Origin of the sequence: Methylosinus sp. PW1, assembly GCF_000745215.1 — a bacterium.
In the GTDB taxonomy this organism is placed as follows: Bacteria; Pseudomonadota; Alphaproteobacteria; order Rhizobiales; family Beijerinckiaceae; genus Methylosinus.
The window spans coordinates 2,550,922-2,575,009 of record NZ_JQNK01000009.1; the positions used below are offsets into that span (position 1 = coordinate 2,550,922).

Annotated in this window: 20 protein-coding genes; 8 read left to right on the plus strand and 12 right to left on the minus strand. The window is 65.3% G+C overall.

Annotated elements, in window-relative coordinates; genetic code table 11:
- Positions 1 to 18 precede the first annotated feature (18 nt).
- The 4 genes from K369_RS21695 to K369_RS21710 form a co-directional block, all read right to left on the minus strand.
- A complete protein-coding gene (locus tag K369_RS21695; protein WP_245278266.1) occupies positions 19 to 1,314 on the minus strand; it encodes a di-heme oxidoredictase family protein in 1,296 nt (431 codons plus the stop codon).
- A 20-nt stretch (positions 1,315 to 1,334) separates the two neighbouring features.
- Positions 1,335 to 2,681, minus strand: coding sequence for an ABC transporter substrate-binding protein (locus K369_RS21700; protein WP_036294128.1), 1,347 nt, complete (start codon positions 2,679 to 2,681; stop codon positions 1,335 to 1,337).
- A gap of 110 nt (positions 2,682 to 2,791) precedes the next feature.
- Entirely contained in the window at positions 2,792 to 3,583 is a 792-nt protein-coding gene (locus K369_RS21705; RefSeq protein ID WP_036294132.1) for a TOBE domain-containing protein, read from the minus strand.
- A gap of 57 nt (positions 3,584 to 3,640) precedes the next feature.
- The gene (locus K369_RS21710) at positions 3,641 to 4,687 is read right to left on the minus strand and encodes an N-acetylmuramic acid 6-phosphate etherase (protein WP_256380999.1); all 1,047 of its coding nucleotides are present in this window, start codon (positions 4,685 to 4,687) and stop codon (positions 3,641 to 3,643) included.
- 45 nt (positions 4,688 to 4,732) lie between these two features.
- Here K369_RS21710 and K369_RS21715 point away from each other — a divergent pair, with 45 nt between their 5' ends.
- Together K369_RS21715 and nagA are read left to right on the plus strand one after the other, a co-directional pair.
- Entirely contained in the window at positions 4,733 to 5,764 is a 1,032-nt protein-coding gene (locus K369_RS21715; RefSeq protein WP_036294139.1) for an SIS domain-containing protein, read from the plus strand.
- Positions 5,761 to 6,921 (plus strand): N-acetylglucosamine-6-phosphate deacetylase, encoded by a 1,161-nt coding sequence (nagA, locus tag K369_RS21720; protein ID WP_036294142.1) that lies wholly within the window; start codon positions 5,761 to 5,763, stop codon positions 6,919 to 6,921. Before K369_RS21715 ends, nagA begins: the two co-directional genes overlap by 4 nt.
- A gap of 10 nt (positions 6,922 to 6,931) precedes the next feature.
- On the opposite strand, the gene K369_RS21725 is transcribed toward nagA, so the two are convergent.
- Positions 6,932 to 7,930, minus strand: coding sequence for a glycoside hydrolase family 3 N-terminal domain-containing protein (locus K369_RS21725; RefSeq protein ID WP_051949461.1), 999 nt, complete (start codon positions 7,928 to 7,930; stop codon positions 6,932 to 6,934).
- A gap of 136 nt (positions 7,931 to 8,066) precedes the next feature.
- Between K369_RS21725 and K369_RS21730 the strand changes: the two genes are divergently transcribed.
- From K369_RS21730 to K369_RS21740, 3 genes are all read left to right on the plus strand, one after another.
- The gene (locus K369_RS21730; protein WP_036294145.1) at positions 8,067 to 8,996 is read left to right on the plus strand and encodes a DMT family transporter; all 930 of its coding nucleotides are present in this window, start codon (positions 8,067 to 8,069) and stop codon (positions 8,994 to 8,996) included.
- Positions 8,997 to 9,078: 82 nt separating this feature from the next.
- Complete coding sequence (locus tag K369_RS21735) at positions 9,079 to 9,267, plus strand: DUF3008 family protein (protein WP_018266943.1); 189 nt, start codon at positions 9,079 to 9,081, stop codon at positions 9,265 to 9,267.
- Between the two features lie 20 nt (positions 9,268 to 9,287).
- Positions 9,288 to 9,689, plus strand: coding sequence for a four-helix bundle copper-binding protein (locus K369_RS21740; protein WP_026191522.1), 402 nt, complete (start codon positions 9,288 to 9,290; stop codon positions 9,687 to 9,689).
- A gap of 18 nt (positions 9,690 to 9,707) precedes the next feature.
- On the opposite strand, the gene K369_RS21745 is transcribed toward K369_RS21740, so the two are convergent.
- Positions 9,708 to 10,343: a TetR/AcrR family transcriptional regulator gene (locus K369_RS21745; protein WP_036294148.1), complete on the minus strand. Its 636-nt coding sequence runs from the start codon at positions 10,341 to 10,343 to the stop codon at positions 9,708 to 9,710.
- 178 nt (positions 10,344 to 10,521) lie between these two features.
- Here K369_RS21745 and K369_RS21750 point away from each other — a divergent pair, with 178 nt between their 5' ends.
- From K369_RS21750 to K369_RS21760, 3 genes are read left to right on the plus strand one after another with little or no spacing between them, the layout of a single operon-like run.
- Positions 10,522 to 12,177, plus strand: a complete 1,656-nt coding sequence (locus K369_RS21750) for an efflux transporter outer membrane subunit (RefSeq protein WP_036294151.1) — start codon at positions 10,522 to 10,524, stop codon at positions 12,175 to 12,177.
- On the plus strand, positions 12,167 to 13,327 hold the full coding sequence (locus K369_RS21755; RefSeq protein ID WP_036296180.1) for an efflux RND transporter periplasmic adaptor subunit: 1,161 nt from the start codon (positions 12,167 to 12,169) through the stop codon (positions 13,325 to 13,327). Before K369_RS21750 ends, K369_RS21755 begins: the two co-directional genes overlap by 11 nt.
- Positions 13,328 to 13,342: 15 nt before the next feature.
- Positions 13,343 to 16,462: an efflux RND transporter permease subunit gene (locus tag K369_RS21760; protein WP_036294153.1), complete on the plus strand. Its 3,120-nt coding sequence runs from the start codon at positions 13,343 to 13,345 to the stop codon at positions 16,460 to 16,462.
- Between the two features lie 57 nt (positions 16,463 to 16,519).
- Here K369_RS21760 and K369_RS21765 read toward each other — a convergent pair whose 3' ends face one another.
- The 6 genes from K369_RS21765 to hypF are packed head-to-tail and all read right to left on the minus strand — an operon-like array spanning position 16,520 to position 24,083.
- Positions 16,520 to 17,911, minus strand: a complete 1,392-nt coding sequence (locus K369_RS21765) for an ATP-binding protein (protein WP_036294155.1) — start codon at positions 17,909 to 17,911, stop codon at positions 16,520 to 16,522.
- Positions 17,898 to 19,394 carry a sigma-54 dependent transcriptional regulator gene (locus tag K369_RS21770; RefSeq protein ID WP_198033176.1) on the minus strand — a complete coding sequence of 499 codons (1,497 nt, stop codon included), beginning with the start codon at positions 19,392 to 19,394 and terminating at the stop codon, positions 17,898 to 17,900. The genes K369_RS21765 and K369_RS21770 overlap by 14 nt, the downstream gene beginning before the upstream one ends.
- Before the next feature lie 12 nt (positions 19,395 to 19,406).
- Complete coding sequence (gene hypE, locus K369_RS21775; protein ID WP_036294157.1) at positions 19,407 to 20,456, minus strand: hydrogenase expression/formation protein HypE; 1,050 nt, start codon at positions 20,454 to 20,456, stop codon at positions 19,407 to 19,409.
- Entirely contained in the window at positions 20,453 to 21,586 is a 1,134-nt protein-coding gene (gene hypD / locus K369_RS21780) for a hydrogenase formation protein HypD (RefSeq protein ID WP_036294159.1), read from the minus strand. The genes hypE and hypD overlap by 4 nt, the downstream gene beginning before the upstream one ends.
- Positions 21,583 to 21,813 carry a HypC/HybG/HupF family hydrogenase formation chaperone gene (locus K369_RS21785; RefSeq protein ID WP_018266933.1) on the minus strand — a complete coding sequence of 77 codons (231 nt, stop codon included), beginning with the start codon at positions 21,811 to 21,813 and terminating at the stop codon, positions 21,583 to 21,585. Before K369_RS21785 ends, hypD begins: the two co-directional genes overlap by 4 nt.
- A gap of 5 nt (positions 21,814 to 21,818) precedes the next feature.
- A complete protein-coding gene (hypF, locus tag K369_RS21790) occupies positions 21,819 to 24,083 on the minus strand; it encodes a carbamoyltransferase HypF (protein ID WP_036294162.1) in 2,265 nt (754 codons plus the stop codon).
- Between the last annotated feature and the right edge of the window lie 5 nt (positions 24,084 to 24,088).

Consider the following 24,088-nt stretch of genomic DNA (forward strand, 5'->3'; position numbering starts at 1 on the left):
GGCAGATTCCGCGCTCCCTCAGAGCGACCCCAAAAATGCGAGCAGCTCTCCCCGCTCCGCGCGCGTCAGTCCGCGAAACCGCCGCGCTGCGTCCTCCGCCTCTCCGCCGTGCCAGAGGATCGCCTCCGTGACGGTGCGGGCGCGGCCGTCGTGGAGGAAATCCGCGGGCGTTCCAAAGCGGCCGGCGAGTCCGAGGCCCCAGAGCGGCGGCGTGCGCCAGTCGCGCGGGCCGGCTTCGAAATCCTCGCGCCCATCGGCGAGCCCTTCGCCCATGTCGTGCAGCAGGAGATCGCCATAGGGATGAATCTCCGCCCCGCTCAGCCAGGGCGCGAAGCCGACCGGGCCGAGCTTCATCGTCTCGCGATGGCAGGCGGAGCAGCCGATCTCGCGGAACAGCGCCTCGCCTTTGGCGACGCGCGGATCGTCCTGATTGCGGCGCGCCGGCACGGCGAGGCCGCGCATATAGGCGAGCGAGGCCTCGAGCCGCGTGTAGGTGAGCTCGATCTCTTGTCCCGCGGCCGCGCGGCATTCCGGCTGCGCAGCAGTGCAATTGGGCTCGGGGAAGAGATAGGAGGAGATGCCGATATCCTCGGCGAAGGCGTTGGCGATCTGCTGCCGCAAATCCGGCTGATTGGCCTTGAGGCCGAAGCGGCCCAGCGCGATGCGGCCGGCCGCCATGTCATAGACATGGTTCGGCCGGCCGCGGCCCTGGCCCACCGCATGGCGCATTATCTCGTCGTCCGGCACGGCCTCGAGCAGGCCGAGGCCGAAAACCGGCGGCGCGTTGCGCAGCGAAATCCGCACATTGTCGTCGAGCGGCCCATAGGCGAGGTCGCGAAACGAAAGGCGCGGGCGGCGCAGCGAGACGGTCTCGCCGTCGGAAAGGCGCGTCTCGATCTCGTCGAAGGTCACGATCGCGCGGCCCTCGCCCGGCACGCCCGGATTGCCCTCCGGATTGAGCTGCCCGCCATAGGCCGGATGGCGCAGCGGGCCGCCATGCGCGTCGCGGCCGGGCGGTCCGAGCCGCACCACCATGGCGCGGGCGATCCCATTCTCCGGGTCCGGCGCCGGGCCGCGGCCGTTCTTCACATGGCAGGCGATGCAGGAGAGCCGATTATAGAGCGGTCCCAGCCCTGTGATCTCGGTCTGATCCTGCGAGGGGCCGATCACCCAGGCCTGATGGAACAGCGCGCTCCCCTGCCGGAAGCCGCGCAGAAAACCCTCGTCCAGCCCGGCCAGGGGCCGGGAGAAAGCGTCGCCGTCGAGCTTGGGATTCTCATAGGGCGCGCCGGCGGAAAGAAAAAGCAGCGCCAATGGAAGGAGAAGCCGCCGCCTCACAGACGCGGCTCGGCGGAAGCGACGAGGCTCAGCGCCTCGGCTCGGGCCGATGCAATTTCTGCGCGCCAACGGGCGGCGAGATCGCCGTCCTTCAGCTCGCGGCTGGAAAAACGATCGAGAAATGCGGAATCTTTCGCCTGCGCCTCGGAAATAGGCGTGAAGCCGGCGAGCTTGCGCGCCTTCGCCACAGCGGCGGCGCCTGCGGAGTCGGGGGCGGCGGCGAGCCGCGCCTCGGCGGCGTGAATGGCGCGCCACAGGCGCTGCGTCTCGGCGTGGCGCTCTGTAATGGCGAGATCGAACATCACGCCGACGACGCCGGGCCGCCGTCGGCCGATCTCGGCGTCATAGGGGTAGAAGGTTCCCGGCGGCAGGGCGAAGGGATCGACCACCGCCGCCGGCTTGCCTTCATAGGCGTCCGGCCGGGCCGGATGGCGGCTGCTGTCGGCCTCCATCATCAGCTTCTGGCCCTTGGAAGAGAGCGCGAAATCGACGAATGCCTGGGCCGCCGAAAAACGCTGCGTGCTCGCCGTGATGGCGATATGGGCTGGCAGAAAGGCGGTCTTCTCCGGATAGACGAAGGAGATGGATTCGCCATTGGCCAGCGCGTTGAAGGCGAAGAAGTCGATGGTCAGGCCGAGCGCCGCATGGCCGTCCTTGACGCTCGCCGTCGGGCCGGAGCCGGAGCCCAGCAGCTCCGCGCCGCCGGCGATCTCGGCGAGCAGCGCCCAGCCGCGCTCCCAGCCCTCCGACTGCAGCACGATGTCATAGAGCGCCGGCGAGAAGCCCACCTTGGCCGGAATCGGCATGACGATGCGGCCGGCATAGGCGGGGGAGGCGAGGTCGCTCCAGCTCTTGGGCGGCTTCAGCCCATCGCGCGCGAGCGCGGGCGGATCGACCACGATCCCATAGCCGGCGACGTCATAGGCCTCGAACAGTCCATTAGGGTCCGAGAGAAGCTGATCGCCGAGCCGACCGGGCAGGGCGGCGCGATCGACCGAGAATTTCTGAAAGGCGCCGCGATCTCGCAATATAGGGAAGTTTCCCAAAGCGGGCGCCCAATAGACATCGGCGCCGCCCTGATCCTTGTCGCTCAGCAGAGCGAGCGCGTCGCGCGACTGCTTCCAGACGAATTGGACATGGACGCCGGGATAGAGCTTCTCGAACTCCGCCTCATAGCGAGTCGTCAGCTCTTCCGGGAAGGAGGTGACGACGATGAGGCGCTCGTCCGCCGCCCGCGCCGGCCTGCCGAGCAGAGCGACGCCGAGCGCGGAAGGGAGGGCCGCCAGCACATTGCGGCGGCTGGGGCGGAGGGCGAGGCGACTCGCTATGTTTAGGCGATACATAATGAAAACATAAAAGCGCCGCCGCGGGCGTGTCAATCGACGCGAGCGCTCATTTTATCGGCGGGTAGCCCGCCGATTGATCTTTCTACCAGCGGTAGGGAATTCGATTGTCAGTCGACCGCGAGGATGACGTCGGTCGGGCTGAAGCTGGCGACGGCTCGCTCGCCCTCGGTGAGGCCGAGGTCTTCCGCCGTCTGGCGCGGCACGACGGCGTGCATCGTCTTGCCCGCGCCAATGTCGAGCAGAACCTCGCTGTTGCGCTCTGCGTCGATTCGCCGCCGCACCACGCCGACGAACTGATTGCGCACGCCGGGGGGCGTGTGCTCGGGCGTGGTGAGATGAACGAAGGAGGATTTGATCAGCGCCAGCGTCTTGCGTCCCGGCTCGAGGCCGAGCTCCACCGCCGAGTCATTGGTGACGATGGCGTGAATGGAGGTCTCCGGCGAAACGCGCAGCGTCACCTCGACATCGACCGGCCATTTCTTCACCGAGACGACTTCCGTCTGGAATACATTGCGCGCAGAAATTTTTACGCCCACGCTCCAAAGGAGAAAATCATCCTGATCCTCGAGCCCTTCCTCGGCGATGAGCGAGGAAATGCGCGACAGGCGCTCCTCCAGCCGATGAAAAGTGGCGATGAGCCGGCGCCCTTCCGTCGTCACTTCCGCGCCGCCGCCGGAGCGGCCGCCGGCCTTTGTCACAAAGGCGGGGCTGGGCAGAAGATTATTGATGGCGTTCACAGCATCCCAGGCCGTCTTATAGCTGAAGCCGACGACCTTCGCCGCCTTGGTGATGCTTCCATATTCGGCGACCGCCTCCAAAAGCTTGATGCGATCACGTCCGACCAGGAAACGTCCTTCGCTGCGAAGCGCCAGCAGCGCGTCGATCTTGTTGACTGTCATGGCTCTCGCGAATCCTTTCCGGCGAATATTTATTTATACCTCTTCATCGAAGACGCATCAAAATTCGGGCCGATGAGGCTCCAACGCGCCGGATTTTTTCCCTCCCTCGGCCGGCGCGCCGGCGAGCGCCTCCACCGCCCGGCGCAAATGGCCGCGCGATCCTTCGAGCGCGGCGCGCGCTTCGCCGAGTCCATGGCCTTCGAGCAGCAGATAGGCCAGCTTGACGCTGCCGCCCGCGCGACGCAGCGCCGTGTCGATCTCCTTGCTCTCGCGTCCGGTGAGCCGCGCCAGAATGCGCTCGCTGCGACGCGCGAGCTTCTTGTTCGACGCCTGCACATCGACCATCAGCCCTTCATAGACGCGGCCCTGCAGGATCATCACCAGTGACGACAGCATCAGCAGCGCGACGCGCTGCGCCGTGCCGGCCTTCATGCGCGTCGAGCCGGCGATCGCTTCCGATCCCGTGTCGAGAAACACCGCATGCTCCGCCTCGGCGAGCAGCGGCGCGTCGTGATTATTGGCGACGCCGATCGTCAAGGCGCCATGGCGCGCCGCCTCGCGCAGGCAGGCGAGGGTGAAGGGCGTCGTGCCGCTCGCCGCGACGGCGATGACGACATCGGCCTCGCCGATCGCATGGCGGCGCATCAGCTCGGCGCCGCGCTCGGCCTCGTCTTCCGCGCCTTCCACGGCTTTCAGCAGCGCATCGTCGCCGCCCGCCATCAGCAGCAGCAGGCGCTCCTGCGGCCAGCTGAAGGTCGGCGTCAGCTCGGCGCCGTCCTGCACAGCGAGCCGGCCCGATGTTCCGGCGCCGACATAGACGATGCGTCCGCCGCGCGCGAGGCGCCGCACCACCGCGAGCGCCGCCGCTTCCATCGCAGGACGCGCCGCGCGCACGGCGGCGACGGCGGCGAACTGCCCTTCGATCATGGCGTCGAGAATCTCGCGCGGCTCCCATGCGTCGATCGACGAATAGCGTGGGCTCGGACGTTCCGTTTCCATGTGGTCCTCCTTACGCAACAGTTCGTCCTCCGCAGTCGAATTCGCAAGCGAAGGCGCTGCCGCGCAAAGGATTTCGCGCTCGCGCGACGCGCGCTCCCGTGCCATAAGGACGCGGGCGGGGGGCGTGACAGAGCTGCAGCAGAGCCGCCGATGACCATGCAAGACAATCAAATGGCGATCGAAGCGCGCGAGGCGCCGCAGGCGGTCGCGCGACAACGAGAGCTCATCGCCCCTCGCCTCGCGCCGCTCGTCGCGCGCTTGCGCAATGTCGATCCGCGCGTCGTCGTCACTTGCGCGCGCGGCAGCTCCGCTCATGCGGCGACATTCGCAAAGCATCTCATAGAGCGCGGACTCGGCCTGCCGGTCGCTTCCGCCGCGCCGAACATCTCCAGCGTCTATGGCGGCGCGCTGCGCCTCGACGGCCAATTCTTTCTCGCGATCTCGCAATCGGGCGGCAGCAATGATCTCATAGAGCAGGCCGCCGCCGCGCGCCGCAGCGGCGCTGTCACCGCTTGCCTCGTCAATGAGGTCGAGAGCGAGCTCGCCGCGCAATGCGAGTTCGTTCTGCCAATGGCCGCAGGGCCGGAATTCGCGGTGCCGGCGACGAAGACCTTCATCGCCTCGCTCGCCGCGCTGGCGCGTCTCGTCGCGCTATGGTCGCAGGATCGCGCGCTCGAGGACGCGCTCGCGCGTCTGCCGGAGCGGCTCGCGCGCGCGGCCGAGCTCGATTGGTCGCGAATGGTGGACGCTTTCTCACGCGCGGAAAGTCTCGTCACAATCGGACGCGGGCCGACTCTGGCCATAGCGCGCGAGGCGGCGCTGAAGCTGAAGGAGACCGCCAATCTCCATGCGGAGGCGTTCAGCGCCGCGGAATTCATGCATGGGCCGGTGTCGCTCGTCTCGCCGCTCTATCCGATCCTGATGCTGACGCCGACAGACGAGGCGGCGAGCGGCATGCGTCGCCTTGCCGAGGATTTGCGCGGCAAAGGCGCGGCTCTGTTCACGACGGATCGCGAGGACGAGACGCGCAATCGCCTGCCGACGATCGCATCCGATCATCCAGAGACCGACGCCATCTGCCTCATTCAGAGCTTTTACGCCATGGCGGCGCGGCTCGCCGCGGCGCGCGGCGTCGATGTCGATCGTCCGCGCCATTTGCAGAAGGTGACGCGCACGCGATGAGCGAGGAGGCGCGCCGAACGATCGCCGCCGATGTCGTCTTCGACGGCGAAACGGCGCATCGCGATTGCGCGGTGGTGATAGAGGGCGAGAACATCGTCTCGCTCATTCTGCGTCGCGAGATTCCGCGCGGCGCCGATGTGCTCGAGCTGCCGAAAGGCGTTTGGCTCGCGCCGGGCTTCATCGATATTCAGGTGAATGGCGGCGGCGATGTTCTGTTCAATGATTCGCCGACGCCGGAGACGATCGCGACCATCGTTCGGGCGCATCGCAAATTCGGCACGACCTCGCTGCTGCCGACTCTCATCACCGACACGGATGAGAAGATGATCGCGGCCGCGCGCGCCGTGGCGGAGATTCTCCCACATGCGCCCGGCGTGCTCGGCGTGCATTTCGAAGGACCCTTCATCTCGCCGGAGCGACTCGGCGTGCATCGCGCCGATCTTCGCCGCGCGCCTTCGCCGCATCATATCGAGATGCTCGCGCCGCCGCCGGGCGGCGTGTCGCTCGTCACTCTCGCGCCGGAGGAGACGCCGCCGGGCTTCGTCGCCGAGCTCGTCGCGGCCGGCTGCAAAGTCGCGCTCGGCCACTCGATGGCGAATTACGCGCAGACGCGCGCCGCAATGGCGGAAGGTCTGACCGGCTTCACCCATCTCTTCAACGCAATGCGCCCCCTCGCCAGCCGCGAGCCGGGGCCGATCGCGGCGGCGCTCGACTCTTCGGCCGCGTCTTACGGCCTCATCGTCGATGGCGAGCATGTCGATCCGGCGATCTTGCGCCTCGCTCTGCGCGCCGGCCTCGGCCATCCCATGCTCGTCACCGACGCAATGCCGCCGGTCGGCGGCGACGGACGCGGATTCGTCCTGCAGGGCAGGGAGATTCTCGTCGAGAACGGACGCTGCGTGACGGAGGAGGGGACGCTCGCCGGCGCTTCGCTGGATATGGCGAGCGCCGTGCGCAATTGCGTCGCGCTGCTCGATCTTCCGCTCGAGCGGGCGCTCGTTCTCGCCTCCGCCAATCCGGCGAATTTTCTGGGGCTCGGCAAAAGGCTCGGCCGGCTCGTCGCCGGCTATCGCGCCGATATGACGGCCTTCGATCCGCAGAGCCTTCGCATCGTTTCGACCTGGGTCGCCGGCGAGCGCTCCGCCGAGCAATGGTGAGGCGCGCGCGTCACGCCTTGAGGCGCCGGATGCGCTCGATCGCGGCGCGCGCATTGTCGCCGAGCGAAGCGTCCTTCGCGCAGGCGTCGAGGAGATTTTGCGCATAGCGCGCCGACTCCGCCTGCTCGTCTTTCATATTATTGCCGATGAGAATGAAATCTGCGCCCGCGCGTAATGCGCATAATGCGGCTTCGCCCGTGGTCATCAGCTTTTGCACGCCTTGCATCTGAAGGTCGTCGGTCAATATCACAGCGCCCGGCGCCCATTGCCGCAATTTGCGAATGGCGACGGAAGAAAGACAGCAGGGCGTGTCCTTCTCCCACTGATTCACGACGCCATGGCTGAACAGAACCATGGGAACGCTCGGCGCCAGAGTCTCGAAGATCTTCACCTGTGTGTCGGTGATGCAATCGGAGAGATCCATCACATGATCGTGTGGATTGACCTTGGCGCCGCCCGTGCCGGGAAAATGTTTCAGGCACAGTTTCAGCCCGGTCGCGCGCGCGACCTCGATCAGCGTGGCGACGCAATCCTCGACGACGCGCGGATCGGCGGAGAAGCTGCGCTGCGCCGAGCCAATGTCGGGACTATCGGGATTTATGTCGAGATCGACGACGGGCGCGAGATCGGCGTCAATGCCGAGATCGCGTAATTCCGCATAGGCGGGACGCAGCGCGTCGAGCCGCTCTTGCGCCGTCAGCCGGCCGAATTGGCGTGCGCTCGGCAGCGGCGCGAAGCCGCGCTCCTCCTTCAGCCGCCGCACCTTGCCGCCCTCTTGATCGATGAAGATCAGCGGCCGCGTCGGCAGCGCGTGAATCTCCGCGCAGAGCGCCTTCACCTGCGCGGGATCGAAAATATTGCGCTCATATTTGCGATCCGTGCAGTCGTAATCGAAGAGGATGACGCCGCCGAGCCCATAATCGCGCGCGAAATCGCGCAGCCAGGGCGGCGCATGCGGCGTGCGGAAGCCGAGCAGGAACAGCTCGCCTATGGGCAGATAGGAAGACATTGGTGTGAGATGGCGCAGCGATGAGCGAGGTCAAACGCGGCCGCGACGAAAATATGGCGAAAGATAGAAGCTGCGCTTTCGCCCGCTCTCCGTTAAGAGCTGTCGCCACGAGCTTTCGAGTTTAAGGATGAGGAAGATGAGCGATGGTGTCGCCGAAAGCGCTCCGCAGACGGCGCGATACGCCACGGGCGCGATGTTCGGCGTTTCCGCCGTCACCATTTGGGCGACCTGGCTCGTCGTCACGCGGCTCGGCGTGACGACGACGCTCTCGGTCTATGATCTCACAATGCTGCGCTTCGGCGCCGCCGGCGTGCTGCTGCTTCCCGTCGTGCTGCGCAAAGGGCTTGCGCTCGAGCGGCTCGGCCCGCTGCGCCTCCTCATTCTCGTCTGCAGCGCCGGCGCGCCTTATGTGCTCGTCGCCGCCAGTGGGCTCAAGCTCGCGCCGGTCGCTCATGCGGGCGCGCTGCTGCCGGGCTCCATGCCGCTCTTCGTCGCGCTGCTGTCGTTTCTGCTCACGCGGGAGCGCTTCACCGTGAGCCGACTCATCGGCTATGCGCTCATCGCGCTCGGCGGCGCCGCGATAGCGGGTCCGGACGCATTGTCATTCGGCGAGACGCAGCTCGGGCATATTCTGCTTTTGTCCGCGGCTTTCATCTGGGCCGGCTATGCGATCGTGCTGCGCGCGTCGGGCCTCGATTCTCTGCATGCCGCGGCGCTGGTCTCGACAGGCTCGCTCATTCTCTATGGGCCGCTCTATCTCGCCTTTCACGGCTTGCATGGAATGGACGCGCCGCTGCACGACATTGTGATTCAGACCTTGTTTCAAGGCGTCATCGTGTCGATCGTGGCGCTGTTTCTCTTTGGCAAAGGCATTGAGCTGCTCGGCGCTTCGGCGGGCGCGGCCTTTTCGGCTCTCGTGCCGCCCATGGCGGCGCTGATCGCCGTTCCTCTGCTCGGCGAAATCCCTTCGCCGATAGAGCAGATCGCGTTGCTCTGCGTGTCCGTCGGCGTCTATCTGGCGAGCGGCGGCCGCGCGCCGCGCTGGAGCATGCCGCGGCGCGGCTGAAGGAACCTCTCCGGCGCAAAGGGGTTATCCTCCGCTCCGCGTCGCCTTCCCGCGGCGCGTGGCGTCGAAGGGAGGAGAGACCATGCCCGCCAAATCAAAGGCTCAGCAAATGGCCGCCGGCGCCGCGCTAGCGGCCAAGCGCGGCGAGATTCCAAAGAGCGAGCTCAAAGGAGCCTCGCGCTCCATGCTCGACTCCATGACGGAGAAGCAGCTCGAGGAATTCGCAGCGACCAAGCGAAAGGGCAAGCCGGAGCATTCGGCCAAATCGTGAATGAAAAAGGAGGACGCCTCATGCATGTGGAAGCCATCATCGCCAGCCATCCGCAAATGCGCGGCCGCGCCGACGCCGCGCTCGTCGGTTGCGTCGAAGCCTGCTTCGATTGCGCGCAGGCCTGCGCCGTCTGCGCCGACGCCTGCCTCGCCGAGGAGAATGTCGCCGATCTTCGTCGTTGCATAAGGCTCGATCAGGATTGCGCCGACATATGCCTCGCGGCGGGCGCCATCGCTTCGCGACGCAGCGCGACGGATGAGACGGCGATGCGCGCCATTCTACAGGCCTGCGTCGATATGTGTCGCGCCTGCGAGAAGGAGTGTCGACGCCACGCCAAGCATCACGAGCATTGTCGCATCTGCGCGGATGTCTGCAAGGAATGCGAGAGCGCCTGCCGCCGCGCGATGGGGCCTGCGCATTAGGCGAGAGAGGCCGGAGCGCTAAGGCGCATAGGCCTTCAAGAACACGGCGAGGCCGGACTCCATCACGCGCTGATACTCGGCCTCGCTGCGTAGCTCCAATCCCAGCGCGACGCGCATGGGCAAATCCGAGATGGTGAGATGCAGCAATTGCTCCGCCGCCATTTGGGCGTCGTCGAAGGCGAGCAGGCCTTTCGCCTTCGCTTCGTCGAGATAGCCGGCGACGAGATCGAGGACATTCTGCTTGCCGCTGTTGAAATAGAGATGGCAAAGCTCGGGGTAGCGCCAGCGCTCGCTCGACACCGCTTGGAAAAAAGCGGCCCATTCCCGCGTCAGGAAGCGGGCGACGAAGTGCGCGCAGAGCTCGCGTAGCGCCTGCTCGGCGCCGAGATCGAAATCGGGCTTGGGAACGTCGGTGCATTTTTGGCTGCATTCGATCTCGATGAGATTGCGAAACAGCGCTTCCTTGCTGGGGAAATAAGCGTAGAGCGTCGCCTTCGACACGCCCGCGGCGCGCGCGATTCCGTCCATGGACGTCTCGGCGAAGCCCTGCTCCAAAAATTGAGTGCGCGCTGCCGAGAGGATCTGACACTCCTTGCGATTCGGCACATGCTCCGTGGCCGGCGCCGGCGCGGTCGTCTCCGCTGCTTCGGTCATTTGCTCAGGCCCAACCCCGTCATTCGGTCCCTCCTTCCGCCTCATTCCCACGCAGGCCTTGTCTCAGCCTTTGCGTCGTCTTTCCATCCCCGGGAAAAACTGAACGGTTCAGTTTTAGCATTGACACCCGGGCTCTGCATTAATATTAAAACTGAACGGTTCAGTTTTCGAGAGGGTCATGCCGAAATTTTCGCGACGCCGCTTCCGACAAGCGAAAACCGCGCCTCACTGGGGATTCCCGCCCGCCGCCGCCCGCGGCGCGGCTGCTGTCGCAGCGCTGACGCTATCCGCCTGCGCGGTAGGGCCTGATTTTGTTCCGCCTCCCGCTCCGGCGAGCGCTGGCTATGGCAAGATCGGCGCTTCCACCGAATCCGCGGCGGCCGCCGGCGGCTCCGCGCAGCGCTTCGCGCATGGCCGCGATGTGCCCGGCGAATGGTGGAAGCTGTTCCATTCCAAGCAGATATCCGCCCTCGTGGCCGAGGCGGTGGCGAATCACCCGGACATAATGGCGGCCGAGGCGGCGCTGCGGCAGGCGCGCGAGACGATAGAGGCCAATTCGGCGACCTTCCTGCCGCAGGCGACGCTGGGCGACAGCTATACGCGGCAGCAGGTGACGACGGCGCAATTCGGCAGCCTCGCCTCCTCGAGCTCGTCGTCCTCGTCATCATCCTCCTCGTCCAGCTCCGCCTCGACTTTCGTCTATGGCCTGCACAACGCCAATGTTTCGGTGTCCTTCTCGCCGGACGTGTTCGGAAAATCTTGGCGCACGCTGGAGAGCGACACGGCCGCCGCCGAGCAGAAGCGCTTCCAGCTCGAGGCGACCTATCTCGCGCTCACCGCCAATGTCGTCACCGCGGCCATCACCGACGCCTCCTACGCCTCGCAGATCAAGGTGACGCGCGATCTCATCGCGGCCTATCGCACGCAGCTCGATCTGCTCGAGAAGCGATTCGAGCTCGGCGCCGTCAGCCAGGCGGATGTGCTGTCCGAGCGCGCGCAGCTCGCGCAGGCGCAGGCTACGCTGCCACCGCTGGAAAAGGCGCGGGCGCAGAACCGCAATCTGCTGATGGCCTATCTCGGCCGCTTCCCCAACGCCGACAAAGGCGAGGCGGTCGATCTCTCCGGCCTGCGCCTCCCGGGCGAATTGCCGGTCAGCCTGCCTTCGACTCTGGTGCGCCAGCGGCCGGATATTCTCGCTTCCGAGAATCAGCTGCATCAGGCCAGCGCCGAGATCGGCGTCGCCACGGCGAACATGCTGCCGCAATTCACGCTCTCGGCGACGGGCGGCGCGCAGGCGACGAACTTCACCTCTTTGTTCTCGCCGCAGACAATGGTCTACACGCTCGCCGCCCAGGCTTCGGCGAAGGCCTTCGACGCCGGCTCGCTGTTCCATACGCGCGAGGCCAAGGTCGCGGCCTTCGAGCAGGCGGAGGCGCAGTATCGCTCCACCGTCATCACCGCTTTTCAGAATGTCGCGGATTCGCTGCAGGCGGTAAAGCACGACGCCGGCACGCTGCGTGCGCAAGTGGCGGCGGAAAAAGCCGCGGCGGAAAGCCTCGAGATCGCGCGCGCGCAATATCGCGCCGGCTCGACGACCTATTCGATCGTGCTCAACGCAGAGCAGACTCTGCTCACCGCGCGGCTCAACCGCGTGAAGGCGCAGGCGGCGCGCTTCGCCGACACGGCGGCGCTGCTGCAATCGCTCGGCGGCGGCTGGTGGAACCGCGTGGACGAAACGGAGGCCTCGCAGGCCAAGCCCACGGATATTATCGCTACATCGCCGATCGCCGCGGCGATCAGAGCCCAGGCGGAGGATGCTCGAAATGGTCGCTAGAACCTTGCTGCAGGATCGTTTCGGACCAATGGCGAAGCCGATGGCGATCATGCTCGCGATCGTCGGGCTCGTCTTTGGCGCGCTCTATGGCTTCAACGTGTTTCGCGGCGTGATGATCAAGGGCTTTCTCGCCTCCATGGCCAATCCGCCGCAGACCGTCTCGGTCACGACGGCGGGCTATCAGGAATGGCGGCCCAAGCTCACCGCGGTCGGCACGTTTCGCGCGGTGAACGGCGCCGATCTCTCGCTGGAGGCCTCCGGCATCGTCGAGAAGATTCACTTCCAATCCGGCCAGCAAGTGGAGGCGGGCCAGCTGCTGCTGGAATTGCGCAAGGACACCGATCTCGCCAAGCTCGCCTCGCAAAAGGCGGCCGCCGATCTCGCCGGCATAAATCTGCGGCGCGATCAGGCGCAGCTGAAGATTCATGCCGCGAGCCAGGCGACGGTCGACACGGATCAAGCCAATCTCAAAAGCGCCGAGGCGGAAGTCGCGCAGCAGGAGGCGGTGATCGCGCAAAAGACATTGCGCGCGCCCTTCGCCGGGCGGCTCGGCATTCGCGCGGTCGATCTCGGCCAATATATCGGCGCCGGCTCCGTCATCGTGACGCTGCAGGCGCTCGATCCAATCTATCTCGATTTCACTCTGCCGCAGCAGGCGCTGAACGGCATTGAGGTCGGCCAATCGATCGACGCCGGAGTCGATGCGTTTCCGAACAAGAAATTCACCGGCAAGATCGTCGCGATCAACTCCAAGGTGGATCAGGCGAGCCGCAATGTGCAGGTGCGCGCCAGCCTCGCCAATTCCAATCTCGAGCTCAAGCCCGGCATGTTCGCGCAGATCGACATTGTGACCGGCAAGCCCGAGCGCCTCATCACCCTGCCGCAGACGGCGATCGTCTACGCGCCTTTCGGCAATTCGGTGTTTCTCGTGCAGAAGCCGGATGACAAAGGCCCGGGCCTTTCCGCGCATCAGGCTTTCGTGCGCCTCGGCGCGACGCGCGGCGACGAGGTCGCTGTGCTGGAGGGCGTGACGGAGGGCGCGACCGTCGTCACCGCTGGGCAGCTGAAGCTGCGAAACGGCTCGCCGCTGAATATTTCCGACACGCAGCAGCCGCCGGTCGATCCCAATCCCAAGCCCGTGGATCAGTGAACGGAGACGACGAACATGCGTTTCACCGACATTTTCGTGCGTCGCCCGGTGCTCGCCTCCGTGGTGAGCCTCTTGATCCTGGTGCTGGGCCTGCGCTCGCTCTTCACCCTGCCGACGCTGCAATATCCGCGCACGCAAAACGCCGTCGTCACGGTGACGACCTCTTATTTCGGCGCCGATCCGGCGACCGTCGCCGGCTTCGTCACCACGCCGCTCGAGAACGCCATCGCACAGGCGAATGGCATCGACTATCTCACCTCGACGAGCCAGGTCGGCACCAGCACGATCACCGCCAATCTGCGGCTCAACTATGATTCCGGCAAGGCGCTGACCGAGATCAGCACCAAGATCGACTCGGTCCTCAATCAGCTGCCGTCGGCCGTGCAGCGGCCGGTCATCACGGTGAAGATCGGCCAGACCACCGACGCCATGTATATCGGCTTCAATAGCGATATTCTGACGTCGAGCCAGGTCACCGATTATTTGATCCGCGTCGTGCAGCCGCGCCTGCAATCGGTGCCGGGCGTGCAGACGGCCGAGCTCATCGGCGGCAAGACCTTCGCGCTGCGGGCGTGGCTCGATCCGGTCAAGCTCGCCGCCTATGGCCTCACCGCGAGCGAGCTCAGCGCCTCGCTGCAGGGCAATGACTATATCGCCGGCCTCGGCTCGACCAAGGGCGAGATGGTGCAGGTCACGCTCACCGCGGCCACCTCGCTGCATTCGCTGGAGGAGTTCCGCAATCTCGTCGTCAAGCAGGTGAACGGCGCCAATGTGAAGCTGCGCGACGTCGCCAATGTCACGCTCGGCTCGGAGGATTACGAATCCGCCGTGGCCTTCAATGGCAAGCAGGCGGTCTATATCGGCATTCTCGTCGCGCCCAACGCCAATCTCCTCGATGTCGTCAAAGGCGTGAAAGAAGCCTATCCCGACATTTTGAAATCGCTGCCGCAGGGCCTCAACAGCGATATCGTCTATGACACGACCGACTTTGTGAACAGCTCCATCGACGAGGTGATTCATACGCTGATCGAGGCGATACTCATCGTCACCGGCGTCGTGTTCATGTTCCTCGGCTCCTGGCGCTCGGTGGTCATACCGATCATCGCCATCCCGCTGTCGCTCATCGGCACATTCACCATCCTGCTGGCGCTCGGCTTCTCGATCAATCTGCTCACCCTGCTGGCGCTGGTTCTGGCCATCGGCCTCGTCGTCGACGACGCCATTATCGTCGTCGAAAACGTCAATCGCCATCTCGCCGACGGCATGAAGCCTTTCGAGGCGGCTTTGCAGGCGGCGCGCGAGCTCGCCGGTCCAATCATCGCGATGACCATCGTGCTGATCGCCGTCTATGTGCCGATCGGCTTTCAGGGGGGCCTCACCGGCGCGCTCTTCGTCGAATTCGCCTTCACTCTGGCGGGAGCCGTGACGGTCTCCGCGGTCATCGCGCTGACGCTGTCGCCGGTGAGCTGCGCGCTGGTGCTGAAGCCGCCGCAGCCGGGCCATGAGACATTGGAGACGCGCATCGTCGAATTCATCGACGACAAGATGGATTGGGTGAAGGATCGCTATCGAAGCCTGCTGGAGCGCTCGCTGCATTTCGTGCCGGTGACGCTCGTCTTCGGCGGCCTCGTGCTCGCGAGCATCTTTTGGCTCTATTCCAATTCGAAGAACGAGCTCGCGCCCAATGAGGATCAAGGCGTCGTCTTCGCGCAATCCACCTCGGCGCCCAACGCGACGCTGCAGCAGAAGCTCTTCTATGGCGATCAGGTCTACAAGACCTTCGCCAAGCATCCTGAAATGACGAGTTCCTTCCAGATCGTCACGCCCGGCCTCATCTTCGGCGGCCTCGTTCTCACGCCGTCGGACAAGCGCAAGATCACCGCCGAGCAGATGCAGCAGACGCTGCAGCAGGAGCTCGCGCAGACGGTGCCGGGCCAACGGCTCGTCACCTTCCAGCCGCCGCCGCTGCCGGGCTCCAATGGTCTGCCGATTCAATTCGTCGTGCAGAGCACCGACACATTCGACAAGATGAACGATATCTCGCGCGACTTCCTCTCCAAGGCGCTCGCGACGGGCAAGTTCATGTTCCTCGACACCGATCTGAAGATCGACCAGCCGCAGATGTCGCTCGTCATCGATCGCGAGAAGACGGCGCAGCTCGGCTTGCGGATGCTCGATGTCGGCGGCGCGCTCACGACGGGGCTGAGCGGCGGCTACACGCAATATTTCGGCCTGGACGGACGCTCTTACAAAGTCATCCCGCAGATGGCGCAGCAGTTCCGGCTCAATCCGGATCAGATCTTGAACTATTACATCAAGACCGCGGACGGCTCCTCCGTGCCGCTGTCGACGGTGGCGAAGTTTGAGACCATGGTCGTGCCGGAGTCGCTCAATCACTTCCAGCAGATCAACTCCTTCACCATCTCCGGCGTCGCCGCTCCCGGCGTCATCGCCGGCGAGGCGCTGGAGACGCTGAAGGAAGTCGCCGCGCAGACGCTGCCGCCGTCCTACACGATCGACTATGCCGGCTCGTCACGGCAATTCGTGCAGGAGTCGAGCGGCTTCGCCGGGACCTTCGGCTTCGCGCTCATCATCATCTTCCTGGCGCTCGCGGCGCAGTTCGAGAGCTTCCGCGATCCGCTCATCATTCTCGTCTCCGTTCCCATGTCGATCGCCGGCGCGCTGGTCTTCATCATGCTGGGCTTCGGCGGCGCGAGCATCAACATCTACACGCAGGTGGGGCTCGTGACGCTGATGGGCCTCATCAGCAAGCACGGCATTCTCATCGTCGAATTCGCCAATGAGCAGCAGCATCTCGGCAAGTCGAAATATGAGGCGATCATAGAAGCGACGTCGATCCGCCTGCGGCCGATCCTCATGACGACGGCGGCGATGGTGCTCGGCGTTCTGCCGCTCATCATGGCGAGCGGCGCCGGCGCGGCCTCGCGTTACAATATGGGCCTCGTCATCGCCTCGGGCCTGTCGATCGGCACATTGTTCACGCTGTTCGTGCTCCCGGCGGTCTATCTCGTGCTCGCCGCCGATCACTCGAAGACGCGCGAAGTGGGCGCTGTCGATCTCGAGGATGCGCATCACGGCCATGCGGAGAATAAGATTCGCGTCGTCGCCTCCTAAAGGCGACAAGCGGAGCCGAAGACTCGCGGCCTTCCGCCCCACTCGGGCCGCGGGTCTTCAGGTTCGCAGCTCGCGCGTCTCGGCTTCCGTCGCGCGCGGCAGCCGCAGGGTGAAACGCGCGCCGCCTATGGGCGATGTGTCGTATTCGATAGCGCCGCCATGCTCATGGGCGATGGAATAGCTGATCCATAGGCCGAGCCCCGTGCCTTCGCCGACCGCCTTTGTGGTGAAGAAAGGCTCGAAAATGCGGCTGCGCAGCGCCTCCGGCACGCCTTTGCCGTTATCTTCGACGATCACGATCGCACAATCGCCTTCGCTGCGCGCGGTGATGGAGACGATCGGCCGCTCCGCCTCGCGCACGGCGTCGAGCGCATTGTCGATGAGATTGACCAGCACAGAATGAATCTGTCCGCTCTGTCCCGAGGCGTAGAGCTCCGGCTCGAGATCGGCGACGATGCGCGCCTTGGCCTTCTTGCTGCGCGAGGCCCATTGCGCGGCCGTCTCCACCACTTTCGACAATGACACCGCCTCGCGCGGCGCCTTTGTGCTGAAGGAGAGGCGGCGCAAATTCTTGACGATCTCGCTGATGCGCACAGCGCCTTCCAGCGTGCCGTCGATCAAGGGCTCGAGATCGCCGAGAATGGCGTCGATGCCGCTCGTGCGGCGCAGCTTCTCGCGCTCCTTCGCGCTCGCGCCCGCATGGATCGCCTCGAGATAGGCGGCGATCGCCCGGCGATAGCGGTCGAGCGTATGAATATTGCCATAGACGAAGCTGATCGGATTATTGAGCTCATGCGCAACGCCGGCGACGAGGCGGCCGAGGCTCGCCATTTTCTCCTGCTCGACGAGGCGCGATTGCGCCTGCTGCAGATCGACATGGGCGCGATGCAGCGCCTCATAGGCGCGGCGCAATTCGCCGATCGGCCGGCCGGTAAAGACGGCGCCGGCTCTGCGTCCATCCGAGTCGAAAAGAGGCGAGCAATTGATCGCCATGAGATCGGAAGGGCCGTTGCTCGTGCGAAAGCGCAATTCGACGCTGGTCGGATCGCGCGCCTGGCCGGCGACGATGGCGGCGGCGCGCGCCTCGTCCTCGGCGACGAACAGCGCTGCGACGCTGGCGCCCTTCAGCTCCGCCTCGCCGCGGCCCGCGAGCGCCTCGAAAGCGGGATTGACCTGCAGAATAGCGCCGCGCTCGTCGCAGACGATCAGCACGTCGGAGACGGAGGCGATGACGCTCTGAATGAAATTGCGCGCCGCTTCCAGCTCGCCATTCTTGCGCTCGAGATCGGCCTCATAGCCGATGAGGTCCGCATAGACCTCGTCCATCTTCTTGATGACCTCGAGCCAGACGGACTCGCCGCCTTCCGACAGCGCAATCTCCTCCTTGCCCGCGACGAGCGCGATGAGATCGCCATGCTTGGCGTAGGATTTGACGTCAGCTTTCGTCATCGACGACGCGGGAGATGTCATAGCGAGCGATCTTGCTGCGCAGGCCGACGCGCGACAGTCCGAGCTCGTCGGCCACATGGCTGATGTTGCGTCCGTTGCGCTCCAGCGACTCCTTGATCAACGCGCACTCCAGCATCTCGACACGCTCCTTCAGCGTGAAGCGCTGCTGATCGTCGCATGTCGTCGTCGCGCGATGATCGGCGATGCAAGGCGACAGCAGGCCGGGCGGCAGATTGGCGTCGCCATCGCTCAGCGCCACCATGCGCTGAATCTCATTGTGCAGCTCGCGCACATTGCCGGGCCAGCCATAGCGCTCCATCAGCCGCAGCGTTTCCGGCTCGAAGCCCGGCACGCGACGATTGAAGGTCTGGTTCACGGCGACCAGTATGCGCGCGGCGATGATGGCGATGTCGCAGCGTCGCTCGACGAGCGGCGGCAGATGGATGGGAAAAGCGGCGAGACGATAATAGAGATCGCGGCGAAAGCGTCCCGCCTCCACATCCGCGACGATATTGCGATTGGTGGCGGCGATGACGCGCACATCGACGCGGCGCGGGCGCTGTGCTCCGAGCGGGCGAATCTCGCCCTCCTGCAGCACGCGCAGCAGCTTCACCTGAAACGATGGCGATGTGTCGCCGATCTCGTCGAGAAAGATCGAGCCGCCATCGGCGACCTCGAACAGGCCGATGCGATCCTGATAGGCGCCGGTGAACGCGCCCTTCTTGCAGCCGAACAATTCGCTCTCGAGCAATTCATCCGGCAGCGCGCCGCAATTCTCGACGACGAAGCTCTTCTCGCCGCGCGCCGAGCCGTGATGAATGGCGCGCGCCAGCAGTTCCTTGCCCGTGCCCGAGGCGCCGGTGATGAGCACGGAAATATCGTATTCCGCCGCGCGCCGCGCCAGCGCGAGCGTCTGGCGCATCGGGCTTTCCGGCGCATGCACGATGCGGCCGAACTCGAACATGCGCCGTTCCGCGCGGCGCCTGTCGCTGGCGAGCCGCTGCAATCGCTCATGCGAGGGCTTGGCCTCGAGCGGCGGCGCGGCGCCGCCATCCTTCTGCGCAGCATAGAGCTGCGCGGCCTCGCGCACCGATTGGATGAGCTTGTCGGGATCCCAGGGCTTGGTCACATATTGAAAAATGCCGGCCTCATTGACGCCGGCGATAATGTCTTCCGCATCCGTATAGCCGGAGATGATCATGCGCACAGGCTCCGGCCAATGCTCGCGCACGCGCGTCAAAAACTCGACGCCGCTCTCGCCCGGCATGCGCTGGTCGCAGAGGATCACCTGCACCAGATCGCCGGCGAGCACGGCCTCCGCCTCGGCGGCGCTGCTGGCGCAGACGATCTGAAACTCGCCGCCGAGCACGCGGCGCAACGATTCGAGCGAGCGCTTCTCATCATCGACGATGAGCACAGTGGCGCCGCGGGAGATCGGCGTCGCCTCGCTCTCCATCTCGCGGCCGTCCTCGCGCTTGTTCATTTCGCCTCTCGCTCAGCAGATGCGCGGCAATTGCTCGCCGGAGAGCCAGTCGATGATGCGGCCGCCGCCAAAGGCTGTCGTCATCTGCACGAAGCAATGCTCATCGGCGACGATCTCCCCGATGCGCGCGGCCTCTGCGCCCAGCGGATGCGCGCGCATCGTCGCGAGCAGCGCATCGGCGGCCTCGCGCGCGACCACGGCGAGCAGCTTGCCCTCATTGGCCACATGCAGAGGATCGAGCCCCAGCAGCTCGCAGGCGGCGGCCACTTGTGGCGCGATGGGAATGGCTTTCTCGTCGATGCGCACGCCGACGCGTGATTGATGCGCGATCTCATTGAGAGTCGCCGCCACGCCGCCGCGCGTCGGATCGCGCATCAGGCGAATGGCGTCGCCAGCGGTCTTCACCATAGCGGCGACCAGCTCGTGCAGCGCCGCCGTATCGGACAGCACTTCCGTATCGAAGGAGAGATTTTCGCGCTTCGACATCACCGCGACGCCATGATCGCCGATCGAGCCGGAGAGCAGCACGACATCGCCCGACCGCGCCTTGTCGCCGGACAGCGCGAGCCCGGCAGGTATGATCCCGACGCAGCTCGTTGAGATAAAGACGCCATCCGCCTTGCCGCGCTCCACCACTTTGGTGTCGCCGGTGACGATGGCGACGCCGGCCGCGCGCGAGGCCTCGCCCATGCTCTGCGCAATCAGCTTCAGCTCGGCGAGCGGAAAGCCTTCCTCTATGATGAAGCTCGCCGACATATGCAGCGGCCGCGCGCCGGCCATGGCGACGTCGTTGATCGTGCCATGCACGGCGAGCTTGCCGATATCGCCGCCGGGGAAGAACAAGGGCGAGACGACATAGCCGTCCGTCGTCATCGCCATGCGTCCGGCGGGTATGTCGAAGACCGCCTGGTCATTGCCGGCGGCGAGCCATTCATTGTCGAAGGCGGCGTGAAAAATCTCGCCGATCAGCCGCGCCATGGCGCGTCCGCCGGAGCCGTGCGACAGCTCCACGCGGCCATTGCGGAGATCGAGCTTTCGGCCTGCCGGCTCATGCTTGTTCATGACGCTTTCCGCGCTTCGTTTTGATATTGCCGGAATCTTCCATAAGCCCAATAGGCGGCGCAAGAGCCTTCCGACGAGACCATGCAGGAGCCCATGGGCGACTCCGGCGTGCAGGAGACGCCGAACAGCTTGCAATCCTGCGGGCGCTTCTGTCCGCGCAATATCGCGCCGCATTCGCAGGCGGGATTGTCGCGCGCCGGCTTGGTCTCCATGGAAAAGCGGCGCTCCGCGTCATATACGGCGTAAGCGCTACGCAGCTTCAGCGCGCTCTTTGGAATCTCGCCGAGCCCGCGCCATTCGAAGGCCTCGCGCAGCTCGAAAATCTCCGCGACTTCGTCGATGGCTTTGGCGTTGCCGCTCTCGGTGACGGCGCGGCGATATTGATTCTCGATCTCGCAGCGGCCCTCGTTGATCTGCCGCAGCAGCATCAAAATGGCCTGCAGCACATCCAGCGGCTCGAAGCCGGCGATGACGACGGGCTTGCGATAATCGCTGGCGAAGCGCCGATAGGGCGCGGAGCCGATGACGGTGGAGACATGCGCGGGGCCGACGAAGCCTTCGATCTCGACGCCATTGTCGGTGTCGAGAATGGCCTGCATCGCCGCCGGCGTCAGCACATGATTGCAGAAGATGGAGAAATTCTCGAGGCCCTTCTTCTGCGCGAGACGAATGGCGAGCGCGGTCGGCGGCGTCGTCGTCTCGAAGCCTATGGCGAAGAAGACGATTTGGCGTTGCGGCTCCTTCTCGGCGATGGCGATGGCGTCGAGCGTCGAATAGACCATGCGAATATCGGCGCCGTTCGCCTTGGCTTTCATCAGGCTGGAGCCGCCGGAGGCTGGCACGCGCATCAGATCGGCATAGGTGCAGAGCGTCACCTCCTCGCGCGCGGCGAGGCGAATGGCGTCGTCTATGCGGCCCATCGGCAGCACGCAGACGGGGCAGCCGGGGCCGTGGATGAGGCGAATATTCTCGGGCAGCAGATCCTCTATTCCATAGCGCGAGATCGCATGCGTATGGCCGCCGCAAAACTCCATGAAGCGATATTGCCGATCGCTCTGCGCTTCCGCGGCGATGCGCTGCGCTATGGCGCGCGCGAGATCGCCATCGCGGTATTCGTCGACATGCTTCATTGCGCTTCTCCCAGCGCCGCGGCCTCGCGCAGCAGTGCGAGCGTCGCCATCGCCTCTTCCTCGTCGATCTTGGCGAGCGCATAGCCGACATGCAGCACGACATAATCGCCGATCGTAAGACCATCGACGAGCGCGACGGACACCAGCTTGCCGACGCCGTCGACGCTGACGCGCGCCATATCGTCTGGCAGCAGCTCCTCCACGCGGGCGGGAATGGCGAGGCACATTTGCGTTAGACCTTTCTCATTCGCGCAATATGAGCTTGGCCGAGCGAAAGGCCGCCGTCATTCGTCGGCGCCGCGCGCGCGAGCAACGTTTCTATTCCAAAGTCGCGAAGGCGCGAGACGAGGCCCTCCGCGAGAATTCTATTCATCATGCAGCCGCCGCCGAGCGCGACGCGCGTAACGCCACGCGCCCGCGCCGCCGCGCAGAGCCATTGCGCGAGCGCTTCGATCAGCGTTCCATGAAACAGCTCGGCGCCTTGCGTCGCGGCGAGGCCCGGCTTCAGCAGAGCGGCGAAGAGCTTGCTCAGATCGACAATGTCATTCTCGATGCTGTAGCCATTGGGCAGCGCATGCGGACGTTTGCACAGCGCCTCCAGCTCCATTGCCGCCTGCCCCTCATATTGCTGCACGAGCCGCACGCCGAGCAGCGCCGCCGCGGCGTCGAACAAGCGGCCGAGGCTCGTCGTTCGCGCGACATTGGGCGCGCTCGCCAGCATCGCCACCTTGCCGGCGAGCTCCATGCCGGGAAAGCGATCGAACACGTCGCCGCAGCGATTCTGCGCGGCGAGCGCGGCGACGCCCATGCGCCAAGGCTCGCGCGCAGCGCGATCGCCGCCGGGCAGCGGCAACGGCGCGATATGGCCGAGCCGGCGCCAATGGCCTTCATCGACCAGCATAAGCTCGCCGCCCCAGGCGCCGCCGTCGTCGCCATAGCCATAGCCGTCGAGCGCGGCGCCGAGTATGGGACCTTCGATTTTATGCTCGGCGGCGATGGCGGCGATATGCGCGGCGTGATGCTGCACGCGAATGAGCGGAAGCCCCGTCTCTTCGGCGTAGCGCGTCGAGGCGAGATCGGGGTGGAGATCGCAGGCGACACGCTCGGGCTTCACATCGAGAATATCGAGCATTCGCGCAATGGTCTCGCGATAGAAGTCGATCGTCGCACGATCGTCGAGCGAGCCGATATGAGTCGAGACGAAAGCCTCGCGTCCGCGCGTTACGGTGATGGTGGCTTTCAGATGCGCGCCGAGCGCCAGAGTGTCGGGGCCGTCGCTCGCGAGCGCTATGGGCTCGGGAACGAAGCCGCGCGCGCGACGCAAGAAGGCGGGCGCTCCGGCGATGACGGACATCACGCTATCATCGGCGCGCGCGACAATGGCGCGATCATGGCCGATGATGAGATCGGCGATGGAGGCGAGCTTTTCGTGCGCCTCTTCGTCATCGACGATCAGCGGCTCGCCGCTCGGATTGGCGCTGGTGGCGACGAGCGCCAAATCCGCGGCGGCGTGAAACAGCAGATGATGCAGCGGCGCATAGGGCAGAATGAGGCCGATGCGCGAGAGGCCGGGCGCGACGGAAGGCGCGAAATCTTCGCGCTTTTCGACGATGACGATGGGCCGCGCGCGTGATTGCAGCAGGCGTAGCGACTGCGCGTCGAAGACGCCCGCGCGCATCGCGGAATCCTGATCGGCGACCATCACGGCGAAAGGCTTTGCGTCGCGGCCCTTGCGGCGGCGCAGCTCGGCGACGGCCGCCTCATTGCGCGCATCGCAGAGGAGATGAAAGCCGCCGATTCCTTTCAGCGCGACAATGCCGCCGTTTTGGAGAGTCGCGACGATTTGCTGGATGAGCGAGCCTGAAGGCTCGCGGTCCATTGCGGCGCTCGGACCGCGAGCCTTCAGGCTCGCACCCTGCGGCCCCAGATAGGCGAGCCGTGGACCGCATTTCGGGCAGGCGATCGGCTGCGCATGAAAGCGTCGATTGGTCGGGTCGGCGTAATCGCGCGCGCAATCATCGCACATAGCGAAAGGCGCCATGGATGTCTGCGCGCGATCATAGGGCAGGCGCCGCGTCAGCGTGTAGCGCGGGCCGCAATGGGTGCAATTGACGAAAGGATAGAGATAGAAACGGCTCTTCGGATCGAAGAGATCATTCAGGCAGTCGTCGCAGACGGCGGCGTCTGGCGTTATGCGCGTCTGCGTCTTGCCGTCGCGGCTCGGCTCGATCGAAAATGTTGCGTCGCGCAGCGGCGTGATCGTTTCGCATTCCAGCGTGTCGATGCGCGCGAGCGGCGGCGGCTCGCGTCGCAGCGCCGCGACGAAATCATCGACGCGCGCGCCTTCCACCTCCATCAGCACGCCTTGTGAGTCATTGCGCACGAAGCCGGCCAGCGCATAGCGGTCGGCGAGCGAATGCACGAAGGGGCGAAAGCCGACGCCCTGCACGGCGCCGGTCACGCGCAGCCTCAGCCTCGTCGCTTCGCTCGACGGCATCCGCT

Bases quoted from the DNA above. Each gene is read 5' to 3' on its own strand.
- K369_RS21700 (WP_036294128.1), bottom strand. From the start codon at position 2,681: ATGTATCGCCTAAACATAGCGAGTCGCCTCGCCCTCCGCCCCAGCCGC.
- K369_RS21705 (WP_036294132.1), bottom strand. From the start codon at position 3,583: ATGACAGTCAACAAGATCGACGCGCTGCTGGCGCTTCGCAGCGAAGGA.
- K369_RS21710 (WP_256380999.1), bottom strand. From the start codon at position 4,687: ATGGCACGGGAGCGCGCGTCGCGCGAGCGCGAAATCCTTTGCGCGGCA.
- K369_RS21715 (WP_036294139.1), top strand. From the start codon at position 4,733: ATGACCATGCAAGACAATCAAATGGCGATCGAAGCGCGCGAGGCGCCG.
- nagA (WP_036294142.1), top strand. From the start codon at position 5,761: ATGAGCGAGGAGGCGCGCCGAACGATCGCCGCCGATGTCGTCTTCGAC.
- K369_RS21725 (WP_051949461.1), bottom strand. From the start codon at position 7,930: ATGTCTTCCTATCTGCCCATAGGCGAGCTGTTCCTGCTCGGCTTCCGC.
- K369_RS21730 (WP_036294145.1), top strand. From the start codon at position 8,067: ATGAGCGATGGTGTCGCCGAAAGCGCTCCGCAGACGGCGCGATACGCC.
- K369_RS21735 (WP_018266943.1), top strand. From the start codon at position 9,079: ATGCCCGCCAAATCAAAGGCTCAGCAAATGGCCGCCGGCGCCGCGCTA.
- K369_RS21740 (WP_026191522.1), top strand. From the start codon at position 9,288: ATGCATGTGGAAGCCATCATCGCCAGCCATCCGCAAATGCGCGGCCGC.
- K369_RS21745 (WP_036294148.1), bottom strand. From the start codon at position 10,343: ATGACCGAAGCAGCGGAGACGACCGCGCCGGCGCCGGCCACGGAGCAT.
- K369_RS21750 (WP_036294151.1), top strand. From the start codon at position 10,522: ATGCCGAAATTTTCGCGACGCCGCTTCCGACAAGCGAAAACCGCGCCT.
- K369_RS21755 (WP_036296180.1), top strand. From the start codon at position 12,167: ATGGTCGCTAGAACCTTGCTGCAGGATCGTTTCGGACCAATGGCGAAG.
- K369_RS21760 (WP_036294153.1), top strand. From the start codon at position 13,343: ATGCGTTTCACCGACATTTTCGTGCGTCGCCCGGTGCTCGCCTCCGTG.
- K369_RS21765 (WP_036294155.1), bottom strand. From the start codon at position 17,911: ATGACGAAAGCTGACGTCAAATCCTACGCCAAGCATGGCGATCTCATC.
- K369_RS21770 (WP_198033176.1), bottom strand. From the start codon at position 19,394: ATGAACAAGCGCGAGGACGGCCGCGAGATGGAGAGCGAGGCGACGCCG.
- hypE (WP_036294157.1), bottom strand. From the start codon at position 20,456: ATGAACAAGCATGAGCCGGCAGGCCGAAAGCTCGATCTCCGCAATGGC.
- hypD (WP_036294159.1), bottom strand. From the start codon at position 21,586: ATGAAGCATGTCGACGAATACCGCGATGGCGATCTCGCGCGCGCCATA.
- K369_RS21785 (WP_018266933.1), bottom strand. From the start codon at position 21,813: ATGTGCCTCGCCATTCCCGCCCGCGTGGAGGAGCTGCTGCCAGACGAT.
- hypF (WP_036294162.1), bottom strand. From the start codon at position 24,083: ATGCCGTCGAGCGAAGCGACGAGGCTGAGGCTGCGCGTGACCGGCGCC.